Annotated in this window: 24 protein-coding genes and 1 riboswitch; of the genes, 21 read left to right on the top strand and 3 right to left on the bottom strand. The window is 37.2% G+C overall.

Features of this window, described 5'->3' with window-relative positions; genetic code table 11:
* The first annotated feature begins 77 nt into the window (after positions 1 to 77).
* From ACH0B5_RS07460 to gcvPB, 4 genes are all read left to right on the top strand, one after another.
* A complete protein-coding gene (locus ACH0B5_RS07460) occupies positions 78 to 593 on the top strand; it encodes a shikimate kinase (protein WP_122971872.1) in 516 nt (171 codons plus the stop codon).
* A 128-nt stretch (positions 594 to 721) separates the two neighbouring features.
* A riboswitch (glycine riboswitch) is annotated at positions 722 to 815 on the top strand.
* A gap of 192 nt (positions 816 to 1007) precedes the next feature.
* Positions 1008 to 2111, top strand: coding sequence for a glycine cleavage system aminomethyltransferase GcvT (gene gcvT / locus ACH0B5_RS07455; RefSeq protein WP_406927651.1), 1104 nt, complete (start codon positions 1008 to 1010; stop codon positions 2109 to 2111).
* A gap of 24 nt (positions 2112 to 2135) precedes the next feature.
* Positions 2136 to 3482 carry an aminomethyl-transferring glycine dehydrogenase subunit GcvPA gene (gene gcvPA, locus ACH0B5_RS07450; protein ID WP_406927650.1) on the top strand — a complete coding sequence of 449 codons (1347 nt, stop codon included), beginning with the start codon at positions 2136 to 2138 and terminating at the stop codon, positions 3480 to 3482.
* On the top strand, positions 3475 to 4944 hold the full coding sequence (gene gcvPB, locus ACH0B5_RS07445) for an aminomethyl-transferring glycine dehydrogenase subunit GcvPB (protein WP_122971868.1): 1470 nt from the start codon (positions 3475 to 3477) through the stop codon (positions 4942 to 4944). The genes gcvPA and gcvPB overlap by 8 nt, the downstream gene beginning before the upstream one ends.
* A gap of 129 nt (positions 4945 to 5073) precedes the next feature.
* On the opposite strand, the gene ACH0B5_RS07440 is transcribed toward gcvPB, so the two are convergent.
* Positions 5074 to 5457: a rhodanese-like domain-containing protein gene (locus ACH0B5_RS07440; protein ID WP_122971867.1), complete on the bottom strand. Its 384-nt coding sequence runs from the start codon at positions 5455 to 5457 to the stop codon at positions 5074 to 5076.
* Between the two features lie 96 nt (positions 5458 to 5553).
* On the opposite strand from ACH0B5_RS07440, the gene ACH0B5_RS07435 reads away from it, so the two are divergent.
* Positions 5554 to 6396 carry a lipoate--protein ligase family protein gene (locus ACH0B5_RS07435; RefSeq protein WP_483887696.1) on the top strand — a complete coding sequence of 281 codons (843 nt, stop codon included), beginning with the start codon at positions 5554 to 5556 and terminating at the stop codon, positions 6394 to 6396.
* A gap of 241 nt (positions 6397 to 6637) precedes the next feature.
* On the top strand, positions 6638 to 9211 hold the full coding sequence (locus tag ACH0B5_RS07430; protein ID WP_122971865.1) for a vitamin B12-dependent ribonucleotide reductase: 2574 nt from the start codon (positions 6638 to 6640) through the stop codon (positions 9209 to 9211).
* Between the two features lie 71 nt (positions 9212 to 9282).
* Here ACH0B5_RS07430 and ACH0B5_RS07425 read toward each other — a convergent pair whose 3' ends face one another.
* Together ACH0B5_RS07425 and ACH0B5_RS07420 are read right to left on the bottom strand one after the other, a co-directional pair.
* Complete coding sequence (locus ACH0B5_RS07425; protein WP_122971864.1) at positions 9283 to 10047, bottom strand: TSUP family transporter; 765 nt, start codon at positions 10045 to 10047, stop codon at positions 9283 to 9285.
* A 154-nt stretch (positions 10048 to 10201) separates the two neighbouring features.
* Positions 10202 to 11137, bottom strand: a complete 936-nt coding sequence (locus ACH0B5_RS07420; protein ID WP_122971863.1) for a DUF1385 domain-containing protein — start codon at positions 11135 to 11137, stop codon at positions 10202 to 10204.
* Between the two features lie 132 nt (positions 11138 to 11269).
* On the opposite strand from ACH0B5_RS07420, the gene ACH0B5_RS07415 reads away from it, so the two are divergent.
* The 15 genes from ACH0B5_RS07415 to tlp all read left to right on the top strand — a co-directional run bounded on the left by ACH0B5_RS07415 (position 11270) and on the right by tlp (position 20895).
* Positions 11270 to 11722: a hypothetical protein gene (locus tag ACH0B5_RS07415; protein ID WP_122971862.1), complete on the top strand. Its 453-nt coding sequence runs from the start codon at positions 11270 to 11272 to the stop codon at positions 11720 to 11722.
* Between the two features lie 34 nt (positions 11723 to 11756).
* Positions 11757 to 12185, top strand: coding sequence for a type II 3-dehydroquinate dehydratase (aroQ, locus tag ACH0B5_RS07410; RefSeq protein ID WP_122971861.1), 429 nt, complete (start codon positions 11757 to 11759; stop codon positions 12183 to 12185).
* A gap of 15 nt (positions 12186 to 12200) precedes the next feature.
* Complete coding sequence (locus ACH0B5_RS07405; RefSeq protein WP_406927649.1) at positions 12201 to 13262, top strand: M24 family metallopeptidase; 1062 nt, start codon at positions 12201 to 12203, stop codon at positions 13260 to 13262.
* 16 nt (positions 13263 to 13278) lie between these two features.
* On the top strand, positions 13279 to 13836 hold the full coding sequence (gene efp, locus ACH0B5_RS07400; protein ID WP_122971859.1) for an elongation factor P: 558 nt from the start codon (positions 13279 to 13281) through the stop codon (positions 13834 to 13836).
* Between the two features lie 171 nt (positions 13837 to 14007).
* Positions 14008 to 14214 carry a stage III sporulation protein AC gene (locus tag ACH0B5_RS07395; RefSeq protein WP_122971858.1) on the top strand — a complete coding sequence of 69 codons (207 nt, stop codon included), beginning with the start codon at positions 14008 to 14010 and terminating at the stop codon, positions 14212 to 14214.
* 8 nt (positions 14215 to 14222) lie between these two features.
* On the top strand, positions 14223 to 14600 hold the full coding sequence (locus ACH0B5_RS07390) for a hypothetical protein (protein ID WP_122971857.1): 378 nt from the start codon (positions 14223 to 14225) through the stop codon (positions 14598 to 14600).
* A gap of 12 nt (positions 14601 to 14612) precedes the next feature.
* On the top strand, positions 14613 to 15524 hold the full coding sequence (locus ACH0B5_RS07385; RefSeq protein WP_122971856.1) for a stage III sporulation protein AE: 912 nt from the start codon (positions 14613 to 14615) through the stop codon (positions 15522 to 15524).
* Entirely contained in the window at positions 15521 to 15658 is a 138-nt protein-coding gene (locus tag ACH0B5_RS07380) for a hypothetical protein (protein ID WP_158599690.1), read from the top strand. The genes ACH0B5_RS07385 and ACH0B5_RS07380 overlap by 4 nt, the downstream gene beginning before the upstream one ends.
* 188 nt (positions 15659 to 15846) lie before the next feature.
* Positions 15847 to 16260, top strand: coding sequence for a hypothetical protein (locus tag ACH0B5_RS07375; protein WP_122971855.1), 414 nt, complete (start codon positions 15847 to 15849; stop codon positions 16258 to 16260).
* Positions 16257 to 16796, top strand: coding sequence for a SpoIIIAH-like family protein (locus tag ACH0B5_RS07370; RefSeq protein WP_122971854.1), 540 nt, complete (start codon positions 16257 to 16259; stop codon positions 16794 to 16796). Before ACH0B5_RS07375 ends, ACH0B5_RS07370 begins: the two co-directional genes overlap by 4 nt.
* A 181-nt stretch (positions 16797 to 16977) precedes the next feature.
* On the top strand, positions 16978 to 17487 hold the full coding sequence (gene accB, locus ACH0B5_RS07365; RefSeq protein WP_122971853.1) for an acetyl-CoA carboxylase biotin carboxyl carrier protein: 510 nt from the start codon (positions 16978 to 16980) through the stop codon (positions 17485 to 17487).
* Between the two features lie 14 nt (positions 17488 to 17501).
* Positions 17502 to 18881, top strand: coding sequence for an acetyl-CoA carboxylase biotin carboxylase subunit (accC, locus tag ACH0B5_RS07360; protein ID WP_122971852.1), 1380 nt, complete (start codon positions 17502 to 17504; stop codon positions 18879 to 18881).
* 117 nt (positions 18882 to 18998) lie between these two features.
* Entirely contained in the window at positions 18999 to 19982 is a 984-nt protein-coding gene (locus ACH0B5_RS07355) for an LLM class flavin-dependent oxidoreductase (RefSeq protein WP_406927648.1), read from the top strand.
* 139 nt (positions 19983 to 20121) lie between these two features.
* A complete protein-coding gene (locus ACH0B5_RS07350; RefSeq protein WP_122971850.1) occupies positions 20122 to 20526 on the top strand; it encodes an Asp23/Gls24 family envelope stress response protein in 405 nt (134 codons plus the stop codon).
* Between the two features lie 138 nt (positions 20527 to 20664).
* The gene (gene tlp, locus ACH0B5_RS07345) at positions 20665 to 20895 is read left to right on the top strand and encodes a small acid-soluble spore protein Tlp (protein ID WP_122971903.1); all 231 of its coding nucleotides are present in this window, start codon (positions 20665 to 20667) and stop codon (positions 20893 to 20895) included.
* Positions 20896 to 20919: the final 24 nt, after the last annotated feature.

Below are 20919 nucleotides of genomic sequence, written 5' to 3'. Positions count from 1 at the left end.
TCATGCTACGATAAACCTACTAGAGAAAATTGGTAGTAAGTAGTAGACAGATTTTTGGTTGTAAAGAAGGTGATAGCATGCGAAAAATATACTTAGTAGGCTTCATGGGATGTGGGAAAAGCGCTATCGGTCGAAGATTAAGCTATTTTTTAAGAATGCCGTATTATGACATGGATCATGAAATAGTTCGACAACAGGGGATGTCGATTCCAGAAATATTTGAAAAATATGGTGAGGCGCATTTTCGAGCGTTGGAAACCGAGTTCCTTCGTAATTTTCGAGATGAAGCATGTATTATATCGACAGGTGGAGGAGTTGCCATAAACGAGGAAAATCGGAAAATCATGCGCCATACAGGGCTCGTCTTTTTTTTAGATGCCACGTTTGAAGATATTTATATTCGAATTAAAAATGATAAAAATCGTCCAATTGTACAACGTTCCACAAAACAAGAGCTGGAACAGTTGTATCAGACGAGAAGAAAGTTTTATCGGGCGGCAGGTCATATTCGAGTCTTGACGGAAGGTCGTACCCTACGTCAAATTGTAGAGTATATTGCTTTTCAAGTGAATCGATTAAAAGGTGAACAATAAATTAGAATGTTTGTTGAATGTTCGTTTTTACATTAAATTTAAAAAAAGATTGCCATTCTATAGCGTTCAATGTTAGGATATAGCCAAGAGTTGTCATATTTGTACATTGAATAATGAAATATGGGCGGATGATTGTGCGGGGAGAGAACGTGAATAGCGTCGCCGAAGGAGCAAGTAGTCACGGACTATGAATCTCTCAGGCAAAAAGACTCGTACAGGACGCATCTCTGGAGAGCGCTGTATATGTTCATTTTTGTTACAGCCACCAAAGGGGAAAGCCAAAGGAGAGTAGACTTGTCTATTACTGAATTTGGTGTAACTTTCAGGTGCAAGGACAGGGGATTCCTCAAATTGATGAGGGATTCGTCTGTCTTTTTTTGTTCAAAAACGTTGAAACTCTAAGGAGGATATGCAATGGGGAATGAATTAAAACGAACACCGTTATTCCATGAATATGCCAAATACGGTGGGAAAACAATTGATTTTGGCGGTTGGGAATTACCTGTACAATTTTCTTCTATAAAGGAAGAGCATGATGCAGTCAGAAATCGCGCGGGCCTTTTCGATGTATCCCATATGGGTGAGATTTTAGTAGAAGGAAAAGATGCGCTCAAGTTTTTACAAAATCTATTAACAAATGATATTTCAAAAATTGCCATTGGTGGCGCCCAGTACAATGCGATGTGTTATGAAACTGGTGGAGTCGTTGACGATCTGCTTGTTTATCGATTGGAAGAAAACCGTTATTTATTATGTGTCAATGCAGCCAATATTGAAAAAGATTTTGAATGGATGCAACAACATGTCCTTGGGGATGTAACGGTCATCAATCAATCTGATGACTACGCTCAAATTGCATTACAAGGTCCACTTGCCGAAGAAGTTCTTCAAACATTAACAGAAGTAGACTTAAAAGAGATTAAATATTTCAAATTCCAACAAGATGTCAATATTTCTGGAAATTTAGTATTAGTTTCTCGTACTGGTTACACAGGAGAGGACGGCTTTGAGATTTACGGTGAACCGACGGCGGTTATTAACCTTTGGAATGCAATTTTAGAAGCTGGAAAAGAAAAGGGTGTTGTTCCCGCTGGTTTAGGTGCCCGAGATACGTTACGTTTTGAGGCGTGCCTACCTTTATATGGTCAAGAACTTTCGAAAGACATTTCTCCTTTAGAAGCGGGAATTGGATTTGCAGTGAAACTTCAAAAGGAATCGGACTTTATCGGCAAAGAAGCGTTAGTTGCTCAAAAAGAAAACGGCTTATCACGAAAAATCATTGGCATTGAAATGATGGACAAAGGAATTCCTCGCCACGGTTATAAAGTGTTTAAAGATGGTGAAGAAATTGGCGAAGTCACAACAGGAACCCAGTCTCCTTTAACGAAACGAAATATCGGTTTAGTATTAATTGACTCAAAATTTGCTCAATTAGATACAGAATTGGAAATTGAAATTCGTAATAAACGATTACAAGCAAAAACGGTAGCAACACCTTTTTATAAACGTTCAAAATAAATCGAAAAGAGGGTTACTAATAAAATGAAACATCGTTATCTTCCTATGACGGAACAAGACAAAAAAGAAATGCTGGAGACGATTGGTGTCGAGAGTGTTGATGAATTATTTTCAGATATCCCTGAAAGCGTTCGTTTTAAAGGGTACTACAATATTAAAGAAGCGAAATCAGAATCTTCCTTATTAAAAGAATTAAAACAACTTGCTGCGAAAAATGAAGATACAGAGTCTAATGTCTCCTTTTTAGGGGCAGGGATTTACAATCACTACAAACCGGTGATTGTTGACCATGTTATTTCTCGTTCAGAGTTTTATACAGCTTATACACCTTATCAACCGGAAATTTCGCAAGGGGAGCTTCAAGCAATCTTTGAATTTCAAACGATGATTGCGGAGTTAACGGGAATGGATTTAGCCAATTCATCGATGTATGACGGGGGAACTTCTTTAGCGGAAGCAGGGATGCTGGCAGCTGGTCATACTCGACGAAAAAAATTACTTGTTTCCGATGCGATTCATCCTGAATACCGAGATGTTGTAGCAACTTATGCCTACGGTCAATCGATTGAAATTGTCACAGTTCCTACAAAAGACGGTGTGACGGATATGGATGCTTTAAAAACATTAATTGACGAAAATACTGCTGCTGTGATGGTTCAATATCCAAATTTCTTTGGTCAAATTGAAGATCTGAAAACAATGGGTGAATTAGTCCATGAAGCAAAAGGATTATTTATCGTTTCCAGTAACCCGCTTGCTTTAGGCGTTTTAACTCCTCCAGGTAAACTTGGTGCAGATATTACGGTAGGAGATGCACAAGTATTCGGTATTCCTGAAAGTTTTGGCGGTCCGTATTGTGGTTACTTTGCAACGACAACGAAGCTGATGCGTAAAGTTCCAGGTCGTCTAGTAGGAGAAACGGTGGATCAGGACGGACGCCGTGGTTATGTATTAACATTACAAGCCCGTGAACAACATATTCGTCGCGAAAAAGCAACGTCTAATATTTGTTCTAACCAAGCGTTACTTGCCCTTGCAGCTTCTGTAGCGATGACTGCCCTTGGTAAAAAGGGTGTGAAAGAAATGGCAAAACAAAATATTGTCAAAACTCGCTATGCGAAAAATGCCTTTGAAGCAGCTGGATTTACGATTCCATTCCAAGGTGCTCATTTTAACGAAATCGTAGTGAAAACAAAGAAACCGGTTTCGGAAATCAATCAATACCTTTTAGAAAAAGGGATTATTGGTGGTTTTGATTTAGGTCGTGTTTATCCAGAGTTGGAAAACCATGTTTTACTTGCTGTCACAGAATTACGTACAAAAGAAGAAATTGACGCATTAGTTGCAGAAATGGGGGCTTACAATGCATAACGAAAATCAATCACTCATTTTTGAATTATCGAAGGAAGGCCGAGTTGGCTATAGTTTACCAGAGTTAGATGTTCCTGAAGTGGATTTAGAAGAATTATTACCAGAAGGCTATGTTCGTGATGAAGCTCCTGAATTACCAGAAGTTTCAGAGCTTGATATAATGCGTCACTATACAGCATTATCTCGCCGTAACCACGGGGTTGATTCCGGATTTTATCCATTAGGTTCTTGTACGATGAAATATAATCCGAAAATAAACGAAAATGTTGCGAGACTTTCAGGTTTTGCGAACATTCACCCACTACAAGACGAATCAACAGTTCAAGGGGCAATGGAATTACTTTATGATCTTCAAACTTCATTAGTAGAAATTACAGGTATGGACGAAGTTACGTTACAACCTGCTGCCGGTGCCCATGGTGAATGGACGGCGCTTATGATGATTCGTGCTTTCCATGAAGCAAACGGAGAAGGACATCGTAATAAAGTCATTGTTCCTGACTCTGCCCACGGTACGAACCCTGCATCTGCAACAGTAGCTGGATTCGAAACGATTACGGTTAAGTCCAATGAAGATGGTTTAGTAGATTTAGAGGATTTACGTCGTGTCGTTGGGGAAGATACAGCAGCTTTAATGTTAACAAACCCAAATACATTAGGGTTGTTTGAAGAAAACATTATTGAAATGGCGGAAATTATCCATGGTGTTGGTGGGAAAGTGTACTATGATGGTGCTAACTTAAACGCTGTTATGAGTAAAGCTCGCCCAGGGGATATGGGCTTTGACTGTGTCCATTTAAACCTTCATAAAACATTTACAGGTCCCCATGGCGGCGGTGGACCAGGATCTGGTCCTGTCGGCGTAAAAGCGGACTTAATTCCGTTCTTACCAAAACCTGTGCTAGTGAAAAAAGAAGATGGAACATTCCATTTCGATTATAATCGACCACAATCTATTGGTCGTGTGAAACCGTATTACGGTAACTTTGGTATAAATGTTCGTGCTTATACGTATATTCGTACAATGGGTCCAGACGGCTTAAAGGCTGTGACTGAATATGCCGTATTAAATGCGAATTATATGATGCGTCGTTTAGAACCATATTTCGATCTACCGTACAACCGTCATTGTAAACATGAATTCGTCTTATCTGGACGTCGCCAAAAGAAACTAGGTGTTCGCACATTAGATATAGCGAAACGTCTCCTTGACTTTGGATACCATCCACCAACAATCTACTTCCCATTAAATGTGGAAGAGGGAATGATGATTGAACCGACGGAAACAGAATCGAAGGAAACGTTAGATGCATTTTGCGATGCGATGATTCAAATTGCGAAGGAAACGGAAGAAAATCCTTCCCTAGTACAAGAAGCACCTCATACAACGGTAATTAGCCGTTTAGATGAAACGCGTGCGGCACGTACTCCAATTCTTCGTTATACAAAAGTAGAAGCTTAAAATCTAATTAGTGTAGATCGAGTCATTTTAATGGCTCTCTACACTTTTTGTCGTGGTGTGCAAGTGACATTCTATAACGTTTGAAAGGGGACAGCTCAATGGCTTGAGCATGTCCCCTTTCATTATTGGTTAAGCTTTTGTTTTAATTTTACCAGTCCAAGTTTTGAAACCGCCTTGAAGCTGATAAAGTTGGTTATATCCTTTTTTCTTTAAAAATAAAGCAGCACGGGCGCTACGTCCGGAGTTTTGGCAGTATAAATATACTGGTAAATCAGGTCGGATTTCTTTATAACGTTGACGTAATTGTGTTGATGGAATATTACGAGCACCTAAAATATGACCTGCTTCAAATTCTTTTGCTTCCCGTACATCGATTAGTTGAGCTTTTCGATAGCCTTGGATAAATTGATCTTGATTTAAGTTTGACACTGCTTTCTTTAAACGCAGTGTATTGACTAGAACATATACGATGATAAGGCCTAGTATGATAGCAATTGTATAAAGTACAGTCACTGCTTTCTTTCTCCTTTCTTTCTACATATTCCATTATAAAAGAGAAAGTAGCGATAGTCCAATGAGTTTGTTAAAATGATAGTTATGTGTGAGGAGATGATAGGTTTGAAATCAAAATGGTATTTTATTAATTCAGGTCCATGCAGTCCTTCTTATAATATGGCATTGGATGAAGCTTTACTAGATTTCCATAGTGAAGGAGAAATTCCTCCTGTCATTAGATTTTATGAATGGAATCCAGCAACTCTATCAATCGGTTATTTCCAAAGTGCGAAGAAGGATGTTGATTTTGATGCTGTAAAGGCGCAAAATCTTGGCTTTGTTCGACGTCCTACTGGTGGACGAGCCGTTTTACATGAAAGTGAACTGACTTATAGTATTATCGTTACTGAACAATACCCCGAAATGCCTGCAGGGGTAACAGAAGCTTACCGGGTACTTAGTGAAGGCTTATTACTAGGCTTCCAAAACTTAGGGTTAGATGCTTACTTTAGTGTTCCTGATACAGAAGAAAAACTGGCTGATTTAAAAAAACCAAAAAGTGCTGTATGCTTTGATGCACCAAGCTGGTATGAACTTGTCGTAGAAGGGAAAAAGGTAGCAGGTAGTGCCCAAACACGTCAAAAAGGTGTCATTTTACAACACGGGGCTATATTATTAGATCTTGATGAAGAAAAATTGTTATCCCTCTTTAAATTTTCTTCACCAGAAATGAAAGAAAAAATGCGTGAAAAACTCCCTCAAAAGGCCGTAGCCATTAATCAATTAACAGATAAACAAATTACGATTCCACAATGTGTAGAAGCGTTTAAAAAAGGTTTTGAGCAAGCACTAGACATTGAATTAGTACCTTACGAATTATCGGACAAACAAAAGCAATATGTGAAAGAACTTGAACAAAAAAAATATTTAAATGATGAGTGGAACTTCAAAAAATAAAAGAGGAACGTATGTTTCTCTTTTCGGAAAAATTTTTTTATAGAGTTTAAACTATTGAATTTAAAGGGTTCAGGCAACTTTTAAAAAAATCAACCCCTTGCAACAATATTTGTTATGAGGTAATCTTTTCTAGTAAATAAATATTAACTACATCTAGTGTTGTTTATATTATTCGCATACAATATGTTGTATGTCTCTATCAATGTAAACAACACTAGATTTTATTAAGGGAGGCTGGCAGATGGTAATGTTAAGTGAAACGCATGCAACCATCCTCGTAGAACAACTAAATGAAGACATCAAGAATTTCCCACAAGTACATCCAATCACACCGGACATGCATATTACGCATAAGGGAGTATCAAGATTGGTTATGATTGACCGTTATTCCTTTAAGGATACGGAAAAGAAAACGTTAAAGCCTGGAGATTTTGTTGTATTAACTATTAAAGAAGATCCAAAGTTTCCTGCGCGCGGATTAGGGTTCATTCGTTCAATCGATGTGGAAGCAAAAAAAGCTGAAATATTAATTGAAGAAGAATACCGCCATGTATTAGACAATCCAATTGAACAAGAAACAGGCATCATTGTGCGTTCCTTAGACGTAATTGAAAAGCCTCTTGAAATTTATTACGAACAAATTGCAAAACGCAATGCGACTGGATTAGCTGCTGTTGAAGAAACAGAAGAAAATAAACAAAAATGGTTTGAAAAGTTTTATGAACAGCTTGCTTCATTAAAATTTATTCCTGCTGGTCGTGTATTGTATGGAGCAGGTTCTCAAACAGATGTTACATTCTTTAACTGTTACGTAATGCCTTTCGTACCAGATAGTCGTGAAGGTATTAGTGATCATCGAAAACAAGTAATGGAAATTATGAGCCGTGGTGGTGGCGTTGGTACAAATGGTTCAACATTACGTCCACGTAACACATTAGCCCGAGGTGTAAACGGTAAATCAAGCGGATCCGTATCGTGGCTTGATGATATTGCTAAGCTTACGCATCTTGTAGAGCAAGGTGGTAGCCGTCGTGGGGCGCAAATGATTATGTTAGCCGATTGGCATCCAGATATTGTGGAATTCATTATTTCAAAAATGCAAAACCCACGTATTCTTCGTTACTTAATTGAAAATACAGAAGATGAGTTAATTGCTTCATTAGCAAAGGAAAAGTTGAAATTCAAACCTTTAACACAACAAGAGGAAGCGATGTACCAAGGTATTGTAAACTATAAAGCAATTCCTGGTCTTGGCGGTTTCAACGAAGCGATTATAAAAGAAGCAGAAAGTAAATTACGTGATGGTGGAACTTATAGCGTTCATAATCCGGAATTTTTAACAGGTGCTAATATTTCGGTTACTTTAACAAAAGAATTCATGGAAGCAGTTGAACATGACGCTGATTATGAATTACGATTCCCAGATGTTGCGAACTACACTCCAGAAGAAATGGCTATTTACAACGAAAAATGGCATGAAGTAGGGGACGTACGTGAATGGGAAGCAATGGGTTACGGAGTTCGTACTTATCGAACAATTAAAGCTCGAGAACTGTGGAACTTAATTAATATTTGTGCTACATATGCTGCGGAACCGGGTATTTTCTTTATCGATAATGCGAACGACATGACGAACGCTCGTGCCTATGGTCAAAAAGTGGTTGCAACAAACCCATGTGGAGAACAACCCCTTGCACCATACTCAGTATGTAATTTAGCTGCTGTCAATTTAGCTCAATTTGCCAATATAGAAACAAAAACAGTTAATTACGATGCACTACGGGAAACCGTTCGTATCGGAGTACGTATGCAAGATAACGTCATTAATGCGACACCTTACTTCTTAGAACCAAACCGTAAACAAGCGTTAGGTGAACGTCGAGTAGGTCTTGGAGTAATGGGTCTTGCCGATTTATTAATTTATTGTGAAAAAGAGTATGGCTCTCCTGAAGGCAATGAATTAGTAGATAAAATCTTTGAAACGATTGCTGTAACAGCTTATGAAACATCTATCGAACTTGGTAAAGAACGTGGTAGCTTCCCATTCTTACAAGGTGAAACAGAAGAAGAAACGAAACGTTTAAGAGAAGCCTTCATTAACACTGGTTATATGAAGAAAATGCCTGAACATGTTCGACAAGGAGTGCTTGAAAATGGTATTCGTAATTCCCACTTATTAACGGTTGCTCCAACAGGATCTACTGGTACGATGGTTGGGGTTGCAACGGGATTAGAACCATACTTCTCCTTCACTTACTACCGTTCTGGTCGTCTTGGTAAGTTCATTGAAGTAAAAGCTGAAATTGTGCAAGATTATTTAAATAATCATCCAGAAGCAGATGAAAACAATTTACCACATTGGTTTATTTCATCGATGGAGTTAACGCCTGAAGCCCATGCGGATGTACAATGTGTTATCCAACGTTGGGTAGATTCATCGATTTCTAAAACAGTAAACGCACCAAAAGGCTACACAGTAGAGCAAGTACAAAAAGTGTACGAACGTCTATACAAAGGTGGAGCAAAAGGTGGAACGGTTTACGTAGATGGTAGCCGTGATTCACAAGTACTTACATTAAAAGCAGAATCATCCCATGATGAGCAATTAGCCTTTGATGAAGTATTGGAAGAGAAAGTCGTTGAAAAACAACCCGTTGTATTAGTGGATACAATTGCCCCTCTTACTACTACAAACGTTACAATCGGTTCCGAAGTAGGGAATACTTGTCCTGTTTGTCGTCAAGGAACAGTAGAAGAATTAGGTGGTTGTAACACATGTACAAGCTGTGGTGCCCAGTTGAAATGTGGACTATAAAAAATAGCGTAAAATAAAATAACCGGAAGCAAAACGTCAAGAGTTTTGTTTCCGGTTTTTTATATCAACAATTATGCTTGAAAATAATCATAAATATTTTTCATTATTAAAACAATCGTCATGACAATGAATAACATTCGAACAAAACTTGTCCCTTTCTTTAAAGCGAATTTCGTTCCGAAGAAGGCGCCGACGATCATCGATAACCCCATGATGATTCCATACGTAAAAACAACCTCTCCTAAAATTAAAAACATAATGAGTGCGGCTATATTACTCATAAAATTTAATACTTTTGCATTTCCAGCCGCTTCTAAAAAATCAAACCCCATAATCAAAAAGACAAAAATAATGAAAGAACCTGTCCCAGGGCCAAAAAATCCATCATAAAATGCTAATAGTACAAGGCTAGAAAAAAAGAGAATACCCCGTTTCCACTTTAACGGTTTTCTTTCTGCTAATTGTCCCCAATTTTTCTTTGCTAACGTGTAAATTAATACGACAATGAGCATAACGATAATTAAAGGTCTTAATAGTTCGGAATCCATTAAATGGACAGTCCAAGCTCCAATCATAGAAAAAATGAAGATGAGGGGTAAAATGGGGCCGATTAGCTTCATATCAATTTTACCAGCTTTAAAAAATGTTAAAGAGCTAGTTAAATTGCCCATCGAGGCAGCTAATTTGTTCGTTGCAATCGCAGCGGATGGGGGAAGACCAACAGATAGAAGGGCAGGTAAAGTAATTAAACCACCACCGCCTACAGTGGCATTAATAAATGCGCCGACAAAACCAAAGAAGGAGAGAACGAATACTTTCACGATATCTAATTCCATTTTACAAAACTCCTCATTATGTATTATGAAAATGGTATCGGATTTGTCGAAAAATGTAAATAGGTCCTTGATTGTTTCACGTTAACTTCTTTCATCATAAAAACCTTGCAAAAGATAACTTTTGCAAGGTTAATTAACAGATGTCTATATTCGATTAATCGTGATGCAATTCCATAGCCAATTCCGGGTTTTTCTCGACTTCATGTAATTTTTTAAATGAAGCAATAGCAACCTCGACCATTTCATCCTTTGGCTCCTTTGTAGTTAATAATTGAAGCCATAATCCAGGGTAACCGAGGTATTTTAATACTGGAATACCTCTTACTGCATTCGTTGCTTGAAGCACTTCAAAGGATATCCCGAGTACAACTGGAATTAATAAAATACGAACTACGACCCGTAACCATAATGGATCGGTAGGGAAGAAAAAGTACACGAACATTCCGATAATGACGGTAAATAAAATAAAACTTGATCCGCACCGGTAATGGAGTCGTGATTGCTTTTGAACATTTTCTACTGTCAACTCTAAACCTGATTCATAACAGTTGATCACTTTATGTTCCGCACCGTGATATTGAAAAACCCGCTTAATGATCGGAGTCATCGATACTATGTATAAATAGCCTAAAAGTAAAATTAGTTTAAAAAGGGTTTCCAAAAAAATTTGAGGAAACTTACCCGATATCCAAGGTGAAAATAATTCTGCAATAAAGACTGGAACTAATGTAAAAACAAATTTACCAAATAAAAAGGAAATGACACCAACAACAGCAACACCTAATATCATTTGCAATTTCGATGTTTCTGGTTCGTTTTCTTCTTCTTCTCCCGGATTAATGTCATATCGATCACTTGAAAATTGTAGATGCTTTGCACCTAAACCGGATGATTCAATAAGAGCAATTACACCTCGAACAAAGGGGATTTTTTTTAACTTTTGGAACAAAGGTTTCTTTGGTTTTTTAGCATAATAATATTCAATACTATCGTCATTACGACGGATTGCTGTTACAGTATGTTCTTTCCCGCCGAACATGACGCCTTCTAAAAGGGCTTGCCCACCATAAACCGGTGCTTCATTACTCAAACTTCTACACCACTCTCTCAATTTTTAAAACTAGTATCATTTATTGTACTAAATTTTTCCCAAAAGCACTATGTTTTACGCATACGAATTTTGTGAATGGGGGAAACTAAGGAGAAAAAAAGAGGTGTTCATATGGTTTATTTGGCAATTTTCACAAGTCTATTTGCTTCATTATTACTTGCTCTAACATTGAAATTATTATCCCTTTTTCATTTCATCAAATGGAGTCCAGTTGGCTATACAACAAGGTTAGATATATTAACGGAAAGTCATTGGACCGTTCAATGGCTTATTTTAATCATTGTCATCTTTTGTATTATTTTAATTTTTTATTTCATCATGCAATTCGTTCAAATGGTTCCACCTTTTTTCTCTTCTCTGATCATTGGTGCAATTTTTGCCCTTATTTGTGAGTGGATTATTTTTGATTTACCTGCAGAACTTTCATCCTTTAAAAAATTATCAATTCCATTTATGGTGACACTTATCATTACGGCCCGATTTGTTTTTGAAACGGCTATGTTTCATTATAAAGCTGAAAATGAACGAAATAAGTTGCCGTATAAAGACACTATGATAAAATAAAAGTGGTAATTTCCGTTAAAAGAGGAGAATGTCGATGAAGGTATTAATCTTAAATGGACCGAATTTAAATCGATTAGGGAAGCGTGAACCGGAGATTTATGGCAGTGAAACATTGGATGATGTTAAGCTGAAATGTCAAAATCTTGCGACGCAATTCAATGCTACAATTGATTTTCGGCAATCGAACCATGAAGGGGAATTAATTGATTGGATTCATGAAGCGGAGGACGGAAATGTGGATGGCATTGTGTTTAATCCGGGAGCTTATACCCATACAAGTATCGCTCTTCGAGATGCAATTGCAGCCGTAAATGTGCCTGTCATTGAAGTGCACATTTCGAATATACATAAACGGGAATCGTTTCGTCATGAGTCAAAACTTGCTGCAGAATGTGTTGGTCAAATTTGTGGTCTAGGAACTTTTGGTTATCAATTAGCACTTAGAAAGTTTCTAGAACAATAAAGGGAGGAAAATGGGATGATAAAATTAGAGAAATTACGTAAAGCATTAGTAGAAAATAATGTGGATGGTTTATTAATTACAAACGACTACAATCGTCGTTATATGACAGGTTTTACCGGCACTTCTGGAGTAGCCATTGTGACAAAAGATGATGCAGTTTTTATAACAGACTTCCGTTATACAGAACAAGCAAAAAATCAAGTCCAGCATTTCCGAATCGTACAACATGAAAGTGTTCTTTATAAAGAAGTAGCTACACAAGTAGAAAAAATGGGTATTAAAACGTTAGGTTTTGAGAAAGATACGATGACTTACGGGATGTTTGAAACTTATAAATCCCTAATAAACGCTGAATTAATACCGCTTTCTGGGTTAATTGAAAAAATTCGCTTGATTAAGACTGAACAAGAGATTAATATTATTAAGGTTGCATGTGAAATTGCTGACAATGCTTTTTCCCATATATTAGAATTCATTAAGCCAGGTGTAACTGAGCTTGAAGTATCGAATGAATTAGAATTTTTCATGCGAAAACAAGGCGCAACTGCATCATCTTTTGACACAATTGTTGCTAGTGGTGTGCGCAGCGCATTACCCCATGGTGTAGCAACAGAGAAGGTCATTGAAAAGGGTGATTTCGTCACACTTGATTTCGGTGCGATTTACAATGGATACGTTTCAGATATCACGCGTACAATTTCAGTTGGTCAACCGTCAGATAAACTAAAGGAAATGTATCAAACGGTTTTAGAATCACAGCTTCTAGCATTAGAAAAAGTTGGACCAGGTATGACTGGTATTCAAGCTGACGCAGTTGCTCGTGACTATTTAACTTCAAAAGGTTATGGCGAGGCGTTTGGTCATTCTACTGGCCACGGAATCGGACTTGAAGTACATGAAGGCCCAGGCCTTTCATCTCGTTCCGAAACCGTTCTAGAGCCAAATATGGTGGTGACAATTGAACCAGGTATTTATTTACCGGGAATTGGCGGCGTTCGTATTGAAGACGATATTTTAATCACAGAAACAGGTAATGAAAAATTAACCCATTCAACCAAAGATTTAATTATTTTATAATGGAGGAATACAACTCATGATTTCAGTTAACGATTTCCGTACTGGTCTTACAATTATGATTGATGGCCAATTATACCGTGTAATGGATTTCCAACACGTTAAACCAGGGAAAGGTGCTGCTTTCGTACGTTCGAAATTACGTAACCTACGTAACGGTAACGTAACAGAAAAAACTTTCCGCGCAGGTGAGAAAGTTGAAAAGGCACAAATCGATAACCGTAAAATGCAATATTTATATGCACAAGGTGATTCCCACGTATTCATGGATATGGAATCATATGAACAAACAGAATTAGCAAGTGTACAAATCGAAGAAGAATTAAAATATCTTCTTGAAAATATGGAAGTTTACATCCAATCATACCAAGGTGAAATGCTAGGTGTTGAATTACCAAACACAGTTGTATTAGAAGTGAAAGAAACTGAACCAGGTATTAAAGGAGACACTGCTTCTGGTGGTTCAAAACCTGCTACCCTTGAAACTGGTTTAGTTGTTCAAGTTCCATTCTTCGTAAATGAAGGGGACAAATTAGTGATTAATACTACTGACGGATCTTACGTATCTCGTGCATAGTAGAAAAGAATAGAAATGAAAGTTAAAAGCCATTCCTTTATGGAAGGCTTTTTCTTTCATTATTGAACATTTTTTAAGTCATCTCTTTCGAAGAGATGACTTTTTTTCATGATAAAAAGGTCTATTTTTTTGAACAAGCTCATATATTGCCTTACACAAGGAGGCGTCGTGATGGAATTACAGGACGTTTTGCGGGTAGCTGGGGTAGGGCTCATTATTGCTTTACTTCATGTTTTCTTTGAGCAAATCGGCAAAAAGGAATTTTCATTCTTTATATTTTTTATCGCATATTTGTATATTACGGCAGAACTAATTCGATTTTTACGGCTTTTCTTTGACGACATACTTACATTCTTCCAATGGCTAAATTTAAATTAGGGTAACATATGAAATTTTTAATTTATGCTGTCATTTTAATTTTACTTTTAATACTAATTAAAGAAACGTTCGAAAAACTACACGCGATAACCGTCATTGTTTTCTTTTTCATCTTACTTTATTTCTTACTGTCGATGCTCGCTATTCCTTTTACAGAGCAGCTCCTTACTTATGTGCAATCAGTGCCATATGTACCTCAGCTTGTGTACTCTGCACTTTTTTACCAGATAGGTTTGTTCTTTCAATCTTTATTTGATGAAAAGGAATATGAAACATTTGGAGAACTTGTCATGTTTTCCATTCGCATCGTATTACTATTTTATTGGACTAGCGAATTTGCAAAAGTATTGTCAGATTTCTCGTCAATTTTAGAAAAGCTTCAGTAAGGGGCTTTAATAATGAATGAAATACTAAATGTTTTTACAGATCCATTGAAACTCGCTGGACAATCCATCATCTTAGTTTTAATTTATACCGTGTTATTTCTTTTGATAGAGGCCTTTGTGCCGAAATTTAAAAAATGGGGCGATACGTTATTCATCATTGTACTCGTATTAACCCTTGGACAAACTGTAATGGATGCTTTTTCTACGATGGGGCAAATCGTCAACGTAGCCTCGGATTTCTTTTTAGCCATTACACCGATATTAACTTCCATTTTAGTTGTATTAAATGCGGTATTTTCATTTATCGCCTGGAGCCCAGTCGTTCTCTTTATTTTTGAAATGCTTATGCTACTTTGTAAAAAAATTTTAATTCCTGCCATAACGGTAGCGCTAATTCTTGATTTTTGTTCTAGATTTATTCAAGATATTTCATTTTCAAAGGCATCAGATTTAATTCGTGGAACCGTCATGACACTCATTACAGCATCGCTTTTAGGAATGGTAACGGTACTTTCCTTTACTGGTGTAGCCTTCTTTACAATTGACCAAGCTATAGCAAGTCCAGTAAAAAAAGTAATCGAACAAACGATACCCATCGTCGGCTCTCTCATTGTAGAAGGGTTTTCGATATTCCATAAATATCAATCAACTGCTACTACAGTGGTAGGATTAGGAGCGATGACGGCTTTTTGGATTGCTGCTTTTTATCCAGCTGGTAAACTACTAATCCATGCTATGACCTTTAAGTTATTAGCTGCTGTTATAGAACCCTTTACCGGAAGTACGATTAGCGGACTGTTAGATGACGTTGGGAAATCTTTATTATTACTTTGTGCTGTAGCAATATTACTTGGAATTGCCTTTGTATTTATTTGGCTCATCTTAATAGTGATTATGCAGCTAGGGGTGGGGAAAAGCTTTTGATCAAACTCATCATCATTATTTTAATAGGGAAATGTTTATTACTTTTAGCTGATGAGAAAGACGTCATTGTCTATGTAAAACTAGCAACATTATTAATTTTTTTAACAACAGTGTTAGATTTTCTTAAACTATAAAGCATACAGTTAGGACTAGCTTCATACAATGTGATGAAACGTTAAACTTTGTTCAGTAAAGTGCCTTCATCTAGAGTAAAGGGAATATGAAGATTATGAATTCATTTTGAACGATGCTGAACAAAGGGAAAGCCTCCGGCAATACGCCGAGGCGTATTTGATAGAAAGGAGGCGCTAAAGAACGTGAGGTGGAAAAGAAATGGTCAAAACAAAAATTAATCTTTATTCCGATTGCAGTTCTAGTGTTCATTGCGTACATTTCTGTAACGTTGAATGATCCAAAGGAGGAGCAATATAACTCATCTGAAGAGGAAAGTAAACTTGAGCAAACCCTAAGTCAGATTAAAGGTGTTGGACAAGTAAAGGTCTACTTTCATTACGATGTCCCTTCATCAAAGGATTCAAACGCTGACAGTCTATTAAATGGGTATCTCAGTTCAAGTGAAAATCAACAGCATGTATCAGGATTGCTCGTTGTATCGGAAGGGGCGTCTAACCCAGCTATTCAAAAGCAACTTTTGGAAACTATTAGTCGAGTAATGCAAATGCCTACTCACAGAATTATGATTGTACCGATGGAGAGTAAAGGAGATGAACAATGAAAGTAAAAAGAAGAACAGTATGGTTATTAACGCTACTAAGTTTAGCGGCCGTCATTTCAGTTTACTATGTATTTGAACCAAATCGTGATGTGGATCTGGCGACAATTTTTTCAGATGACGCATTACAAGAAACTACTCTAACAGGTGTAGATGAAGAAGAAATGACTACAACAACATCTGAAAGTTACTTATTTGAAGAAATGAGAATGGAAAAAAGTAATGAACGAGATCAATTAAGAGAGCAACTAACACAAAAAATTGCATCTGATGAGTATTCAGCAGAAGAGAAAAATGAAGCCTTTAACCAAATGAATGCCCTTATTGAACAAGAGTCATCAGAATCTATGCTAGAGATGTTAATTGAATCCCTTGGTTATTCAGATGCTCTAGTACGAGTAGAAGATGAGAAAGTGGCAGTAACAGTATTATCAGATGAAATTTCGAAACAACAAGCTAACGAAATTATTTTTACAGTTCGATCAGAACTTGAAGATGTAAGCGATGTACAAGTAAACGTTGAATCGAATTACTATTAATTCGAAATTATTATTACAAGAATAATATTTTAGCTAACAGAAATTACGCAGTGCGTTCGTTTTCAAGACGAAAGCACTGTTTTTTACGTTATTTCTTTAAAATTGTATTTATGTATTTCAAATTTAGGAAAAAAACTATAAAATAGTAAAGAAGTGAATAAAACATAAGGGGTGTCTTTACGTGTTTAAAGTACAAGAATTGAGAGAAATTATTAAATTAGTTGACGGATCATCCATAGACGAATTCGTTTATGAACATGATGGGGCTAAACTAAAATTGAAAAAAAATAACGGAGTTGTAACAGAAGTTGTCGCTCCTAAAGTTGAAACTGCTCCAGTAGTACAACAACCAGCGCCAGCTCCAGTAGCTGTAGAACCTGTTGTTGAAACGACTAAGGAAGAAGTAAAAGTGGAGGAAAAAACAGCACCTGTTACTGTTGATCAATCTTCATTACATAAAATTACTTCGCCAATGGTAGGGACATTCTATCAAGCACCTTCACCTGACCAACCACCATACGTAAAAGTAGGAGATAAAGTTGGAGAAGAAACAATTGTATGTATCGTTGAAGCAATGAAATTATTCAACGAAATTGAAGCTGAAATTAAAGGTGAAATTGTTGAAGTACTTGTGAAAGACGGGCAATTAGTAGAATATGGACAACCACTATTCCTAGTGAAACCTGAGTAAGGGGTGCTTCTATAATGAAAAAAGTTTTAATTGCAAACCGTGGTGAAATTGCAGTACGAATTATTCGTGCTTGTAAAGAACTCGGTATTGAAACCGTTGCGGTATATTCAGAAGCTGATGCAAATGCCCTTCATGTGAAATTAGCAGATGAAGCATATTGTATCGGACCAAAACTATCAAAAGACTCTTATTTAAGCTTCCCGGCAGTTTTAGGTGTAGCCCAAAAAACAGGGGTCGATGGCATTCATCCCGGTTACGGTTTTTTAGCTGAAAATGCTGATTTTGCTGAAGCTTGTGAAAATGCAGGTATTAAATTTATCGGTCCTTCTTCTGATTCGATCAAAATCATGGGTATAAAAGACGTTGCCCGTAGTACGATGGAAGAAGCAGGGGTACCGCTTGTACCTGGTACTGGGATCGTTCCAGATATTGAAACAGGTAAAAAATGGGCGAAAGAGATTGGCTACCCGGTTATTATTAAAGCGACTGCTGGCGGCGGCGGTAAAGGGATTCGTGTTGCTCGTACGGAAGAAGACCTTGTAAAAGGGATCGATATTACGCAAAAAGAAGCAGCAGCAGCTTTTGGTAATCCAGGTGTCTATCTTGAAAAATTCATCGAATACTTCCGCCATTGTGAAATTCAAGTGTTAGCAGACTCTTTTGGAAATGTTGTCCATTTAGGTGAACGGGACTGTACAGTTCAACGCCGTATGCAAAAGCTTGTAGAGGAAGCACCTTCACCTGCATTATCAGAAGAACGTCGAGCTGAAATGGGTGCTGCAGCTGTTAAAGCTGCACAAGCTTGTAATTATGAAGGTGCGGGTACAATCGAATTTATTTACGATTATCAAGAAGATAAGTTTTACTTCATGGAAATGAATACGCGTATCCAAGTAGAACATCCGGTAACGGAAATGATCACAGGTGTTGATTTAGTACAACAACAATTAAAAATCGCAGCTGGAGAGCCACTTCCATTTACACAAGAAGATATTAAAATGAATGGTTGGGCAATTGAGTGCCGCATTAATGCGGAAAATGCATATAAAAACTTCATGCCTTCAGCAGGTACGGTTGAAACTTATATTACACCAGGTGGTTATGGGGTTCGTATTGATTCTGCAGTATATGCAGGGTACACAATTCCCCCATATTACGATTCAATGGTTGCCAAATTAATTGTTCATGCGGATTCTCGAGAAGAAGCGATTGCTAAAATGAATCGTGCTTTAAGTGAATTTGAAGTGGCGGGACCTGGAATTCATACAACGATTCCATTCCATCAAGCTTTAATGAACAATGAAGTATTCCAATCAGGAAAATTCAATACGAAATTCCTTGAGGAAAACGATTTATTAAATACAGCAAAAAAAGAAGAAGTACCGAATCAATAAATGATTCCATAAAATGACTATCTCAATTTGAGATAGTCATTTTTTTGTCCCGAGACGAAATAAATGAATACTTCTCCAGTTCGTTTTATACTATCAATATGGAAGGGGGAGTTACAGTTGTTACCAAAATTATCTGTACTCGATTTAGCACCCGTTTTAGAGGGGCAAACGCCAGCTAATTCATTTCAAAATAGTAGAGAATTAATCCTGACTGCTGAGAAGTCTGGTTACAATCGATATTGGGTGGCAGAACATCATAATATGCAAGGGATTGCCAGCTCTGCAACACCCGTTTTAATAGGGTATTTAGCTGCTGCAACAAGTAAGATTCGAGTTGGTTCAGGGGGGATTATGTTACCGAACCATTCACCACTCGTTGTTGCAGAGCAATTCGGAACATTAGAATCCATGTATCCAGGTCGAATCGATTTAGGGTTAGGAAGAGCACCTGGTTCAGATATGCTCACAGCCCGTGCGTTACGACGTGATGATAGAGGAGCTTATGAGTTTGATCGTTTAGTAGATGAATTAAGAGGGTACTTTGAAGATGTTGAACGGCCTGTTATTGCCGTACCTGGAAAAGGAATGTCTATTCCTGTTTGGTTATTAGGCTCCAGTCTTTATAGTGCCCAATTGGCAGGTCGACTTGGTTTACCATATTCCTTTGCAAGTCATTTTGCACCTGATTTGTTAGATGATGCCCTTAATACGTATAGAAGAAACTTTATACCTTCAAACGTATTGGATAAACCTTATTCTATGGTTGCTGTGAATGCTATGGTGGCAAATACCGATGAAGAAGGGGAATATTTAGCTAGTACATTATTCCAACAGTTTTTAGGCATCATTAAAGGGAAAAGGGGTAAAACCCAACCGCCAAGGGAAATGGCAAGCCTTTGGACAGAGGATGAAAAGAAAGTCGTATTCCAACAACTGAAATATACGTTCTTCGGCTCTAAACAAACTGTATATGATCAATTATTAGAATTTTTACGCCATCGTGAAGTAGATGAATTGATGATTAATAGTCCAATTTATGATATTGAAAAGCGTAAAACTTCTTATGAATATTTGGCAAACATTTGGAAAGAACATGAGTAAAATATTATTTAGAAAAAATGTATTCGATAAAGCGCTAAGGAAAAAAATAAGGTATAATATATTCTAAATAGAAATCTTTGTGAATTTTGTCATTATTAATATAAGAAGACAATTTGCGAAGTAAGAGAGGATGAAGAAGATGGCTGAGAAAGTAGCAAAAGCTTTCATACAACCAACTCCTTCTGGTAAAGAAGAACTTGGTCAAATCGAAGTAGCTCCTGAAGTAATTGAGGTAATCGCAGGAATTGCCACAACAGAAATTGACGGTGTTGCTGCTACAAGAGGAAACTTTGCATCAGGTGTTGCAGAACGTTTAGGAAAAAAAGTCCATTCTAAAGGTGTTAAGGCAACGATTTCGGAAGATGGACAAATTGTGATGGATGTATTTTGTTCAGTAAAATATGGCTACTCTATTCCAAAAGTAGCGAAGGAAATCCAAACATCCATTCGTCAAGCAATCTTTAATATGACATCGATTGATACGAGTGAAGTAAATGTTCATATTACGGCCATTCAATTCGAAAACTCAAAAGATGACGAGTAATTAACAAATAGTAGATCTCTTTCTTAAGTTAGAAAGAGATCTTTTTTTTATTCGATTAACAATGCAATTACTGTATAAACATAGGAAATGGAACCAAACTAATCCCGTAAAAATAAAAATAGGAGGTATTTTCAAATGATGAATAATCGTAAACCGAATCCAGATGACCGCTCAGATAATGTAGAGAAATTACAAAAGATGGTTCACAACACGATTGAAAATATTGAAGCAGCAGAAGAAACGATGGGATTTTCAAGTCCTGAAGAGAAAGCGAAGATTCAAGCTAAAAACGAGCGCCGCAAACAAGCTTTAGATGGTTTTAGAGAAGAAATTAAAGACGAAGCAGCTGATCGTCAACAAGGGGAATAATTTTGTCGCTCAATTGCTCTGATG

Source organism: Ureibacillus sp. 179-F W5.1 NHS, from assembly GCF_045369345.1.
Taxonomy (GTDB): Bacteria; Bacillota; Bacilli; order Bacillales_A; family Planococcaceae; genus Ureibacillus; species Ureibacillus halotolerans.
This window is presented reverse-complemented; position numbering and strand designations above follow the sequence as displayed.

Bases quoted from the DNA above. Each gene is read 5' to 3' on its own strand.
- gcvPB (WP_122971868.1), top strand. From the start codon at position 3,475: ATGCATAACGAAAATCAATCACTCATTTTTGAATTATCGAAGGAAGGC.
- gcvPA (WP_406927650.1), top strand. From the start codon at position 2,136: ATGAAACATCGTTATCTTCCTATGACGGAACAAGACAAAAAAGAAATG.
- ACH0B5_RS07350 (WP_122971850.1), top strand. From the start codon at position 20,122: ATGGCTGAGAAAGTAGCAAAAGCTTTCATACAACCAACTCCTTCTGGT.
- accC (WP_122971852.1), top strand. From the start codon at position 17,502: ATGAAAAAAGTTTTAATTGCAAACCGTGGTGAAATTGCAGTACGAATT.
- ACH0B5_RS07390 (WP_122971857.1), top strand. From the start codon at position 14,223: ATGAAATTTTTAATTTATGCTGTCATTTTAATTTTACTTTTAATACTA.
- ACH0B5_RS07405 (WP_406927649.1), top strand. From the start codon at position 12,201: ATGATAAAATTAGAGAAATTACGTAAAGCATTAGTAGAAAATAATGTG.
- tlp (WP_122971903.1), top strand. From the start codon at position 20,665: ATGAATAATCGTAAACCGAATCCAGATGACCGCTCAGATAATGTAGAG.
- ACH0B5_RS07430 (WP_122971865.1), top strand. From the start codon at position 6,638: ATGGTAATGTTAAGTGAAACGCATGCAACCATCCTCGTAGAACAACTA.
- aroQ (WP_122971861.1), top strand. From the start codon at position 11,757: ATGAAGGTATTAATCTTAAATGGACCGAATTTAAATCGATTAGGGAAG.
- ACH0B5_RS07395 (WP_122971858.1), top strand. From the start codon at position 14,008: ATGGAATTACAGGACGTTTTGCGGGTAGCTGGGGTAGGGCTCATTATT.
- gcvT (WP_406927651.1), top strand. From the start codon at position 1,008: ATGGGGAATGAATTAAAACGAACACCGTTATTCCATGAATATGCCAAA.
- ACH0B5_RS07385 (WP_122971856.1), top strand. From the start codon at position 14,613: ATGAATGAAATACTAAATGTTTTTACAGATCCATTGAAACTCGCTGGA.
- ACH0B5_RS07415 (WP_122971862.1), top strand. From the start codon at position 11,270: ATGGTTTATTTGGCAATTTTCACAAGTCTATTTGCTTCATTATTACTT.
- efp (WP_122971859.1), top strand. From the start codon at position 13,279: ATGATTTCAGTTAACGATTTCCGTACTGGTCTTACAATTATGATTGAT.
- ACH0B5_RS07425 (WP_122971864.1), bottom strand. From the start codon at position 10,047: ATGGAATTAGATATCGTGAAAGTATTCGTTCTCTCCTTCTTTGGTTTT.
- ACH0B5_RS07460 (WP_122971872.1), top strand. From the start codon at position 78: ATGCGAAAAATATACTTAGTAGGCTTCATGGGATGTGGGAAAAGCGCT.
- ACH0B5_RS07435 (WP_483887696.1), top strand. From the start codon at position 5,554: ATGATAGGTTTGAAATCAAAATGGTATTTTATTAATTCAGGTCCATGC.
- ACH0B5_RS07370 (WP_122971854.1), top strand. From the start codon at position 16,257: ATGAAAGTAAAAAGAAGAACAGTATGGTTATTAACGCTACTAAGTTTA.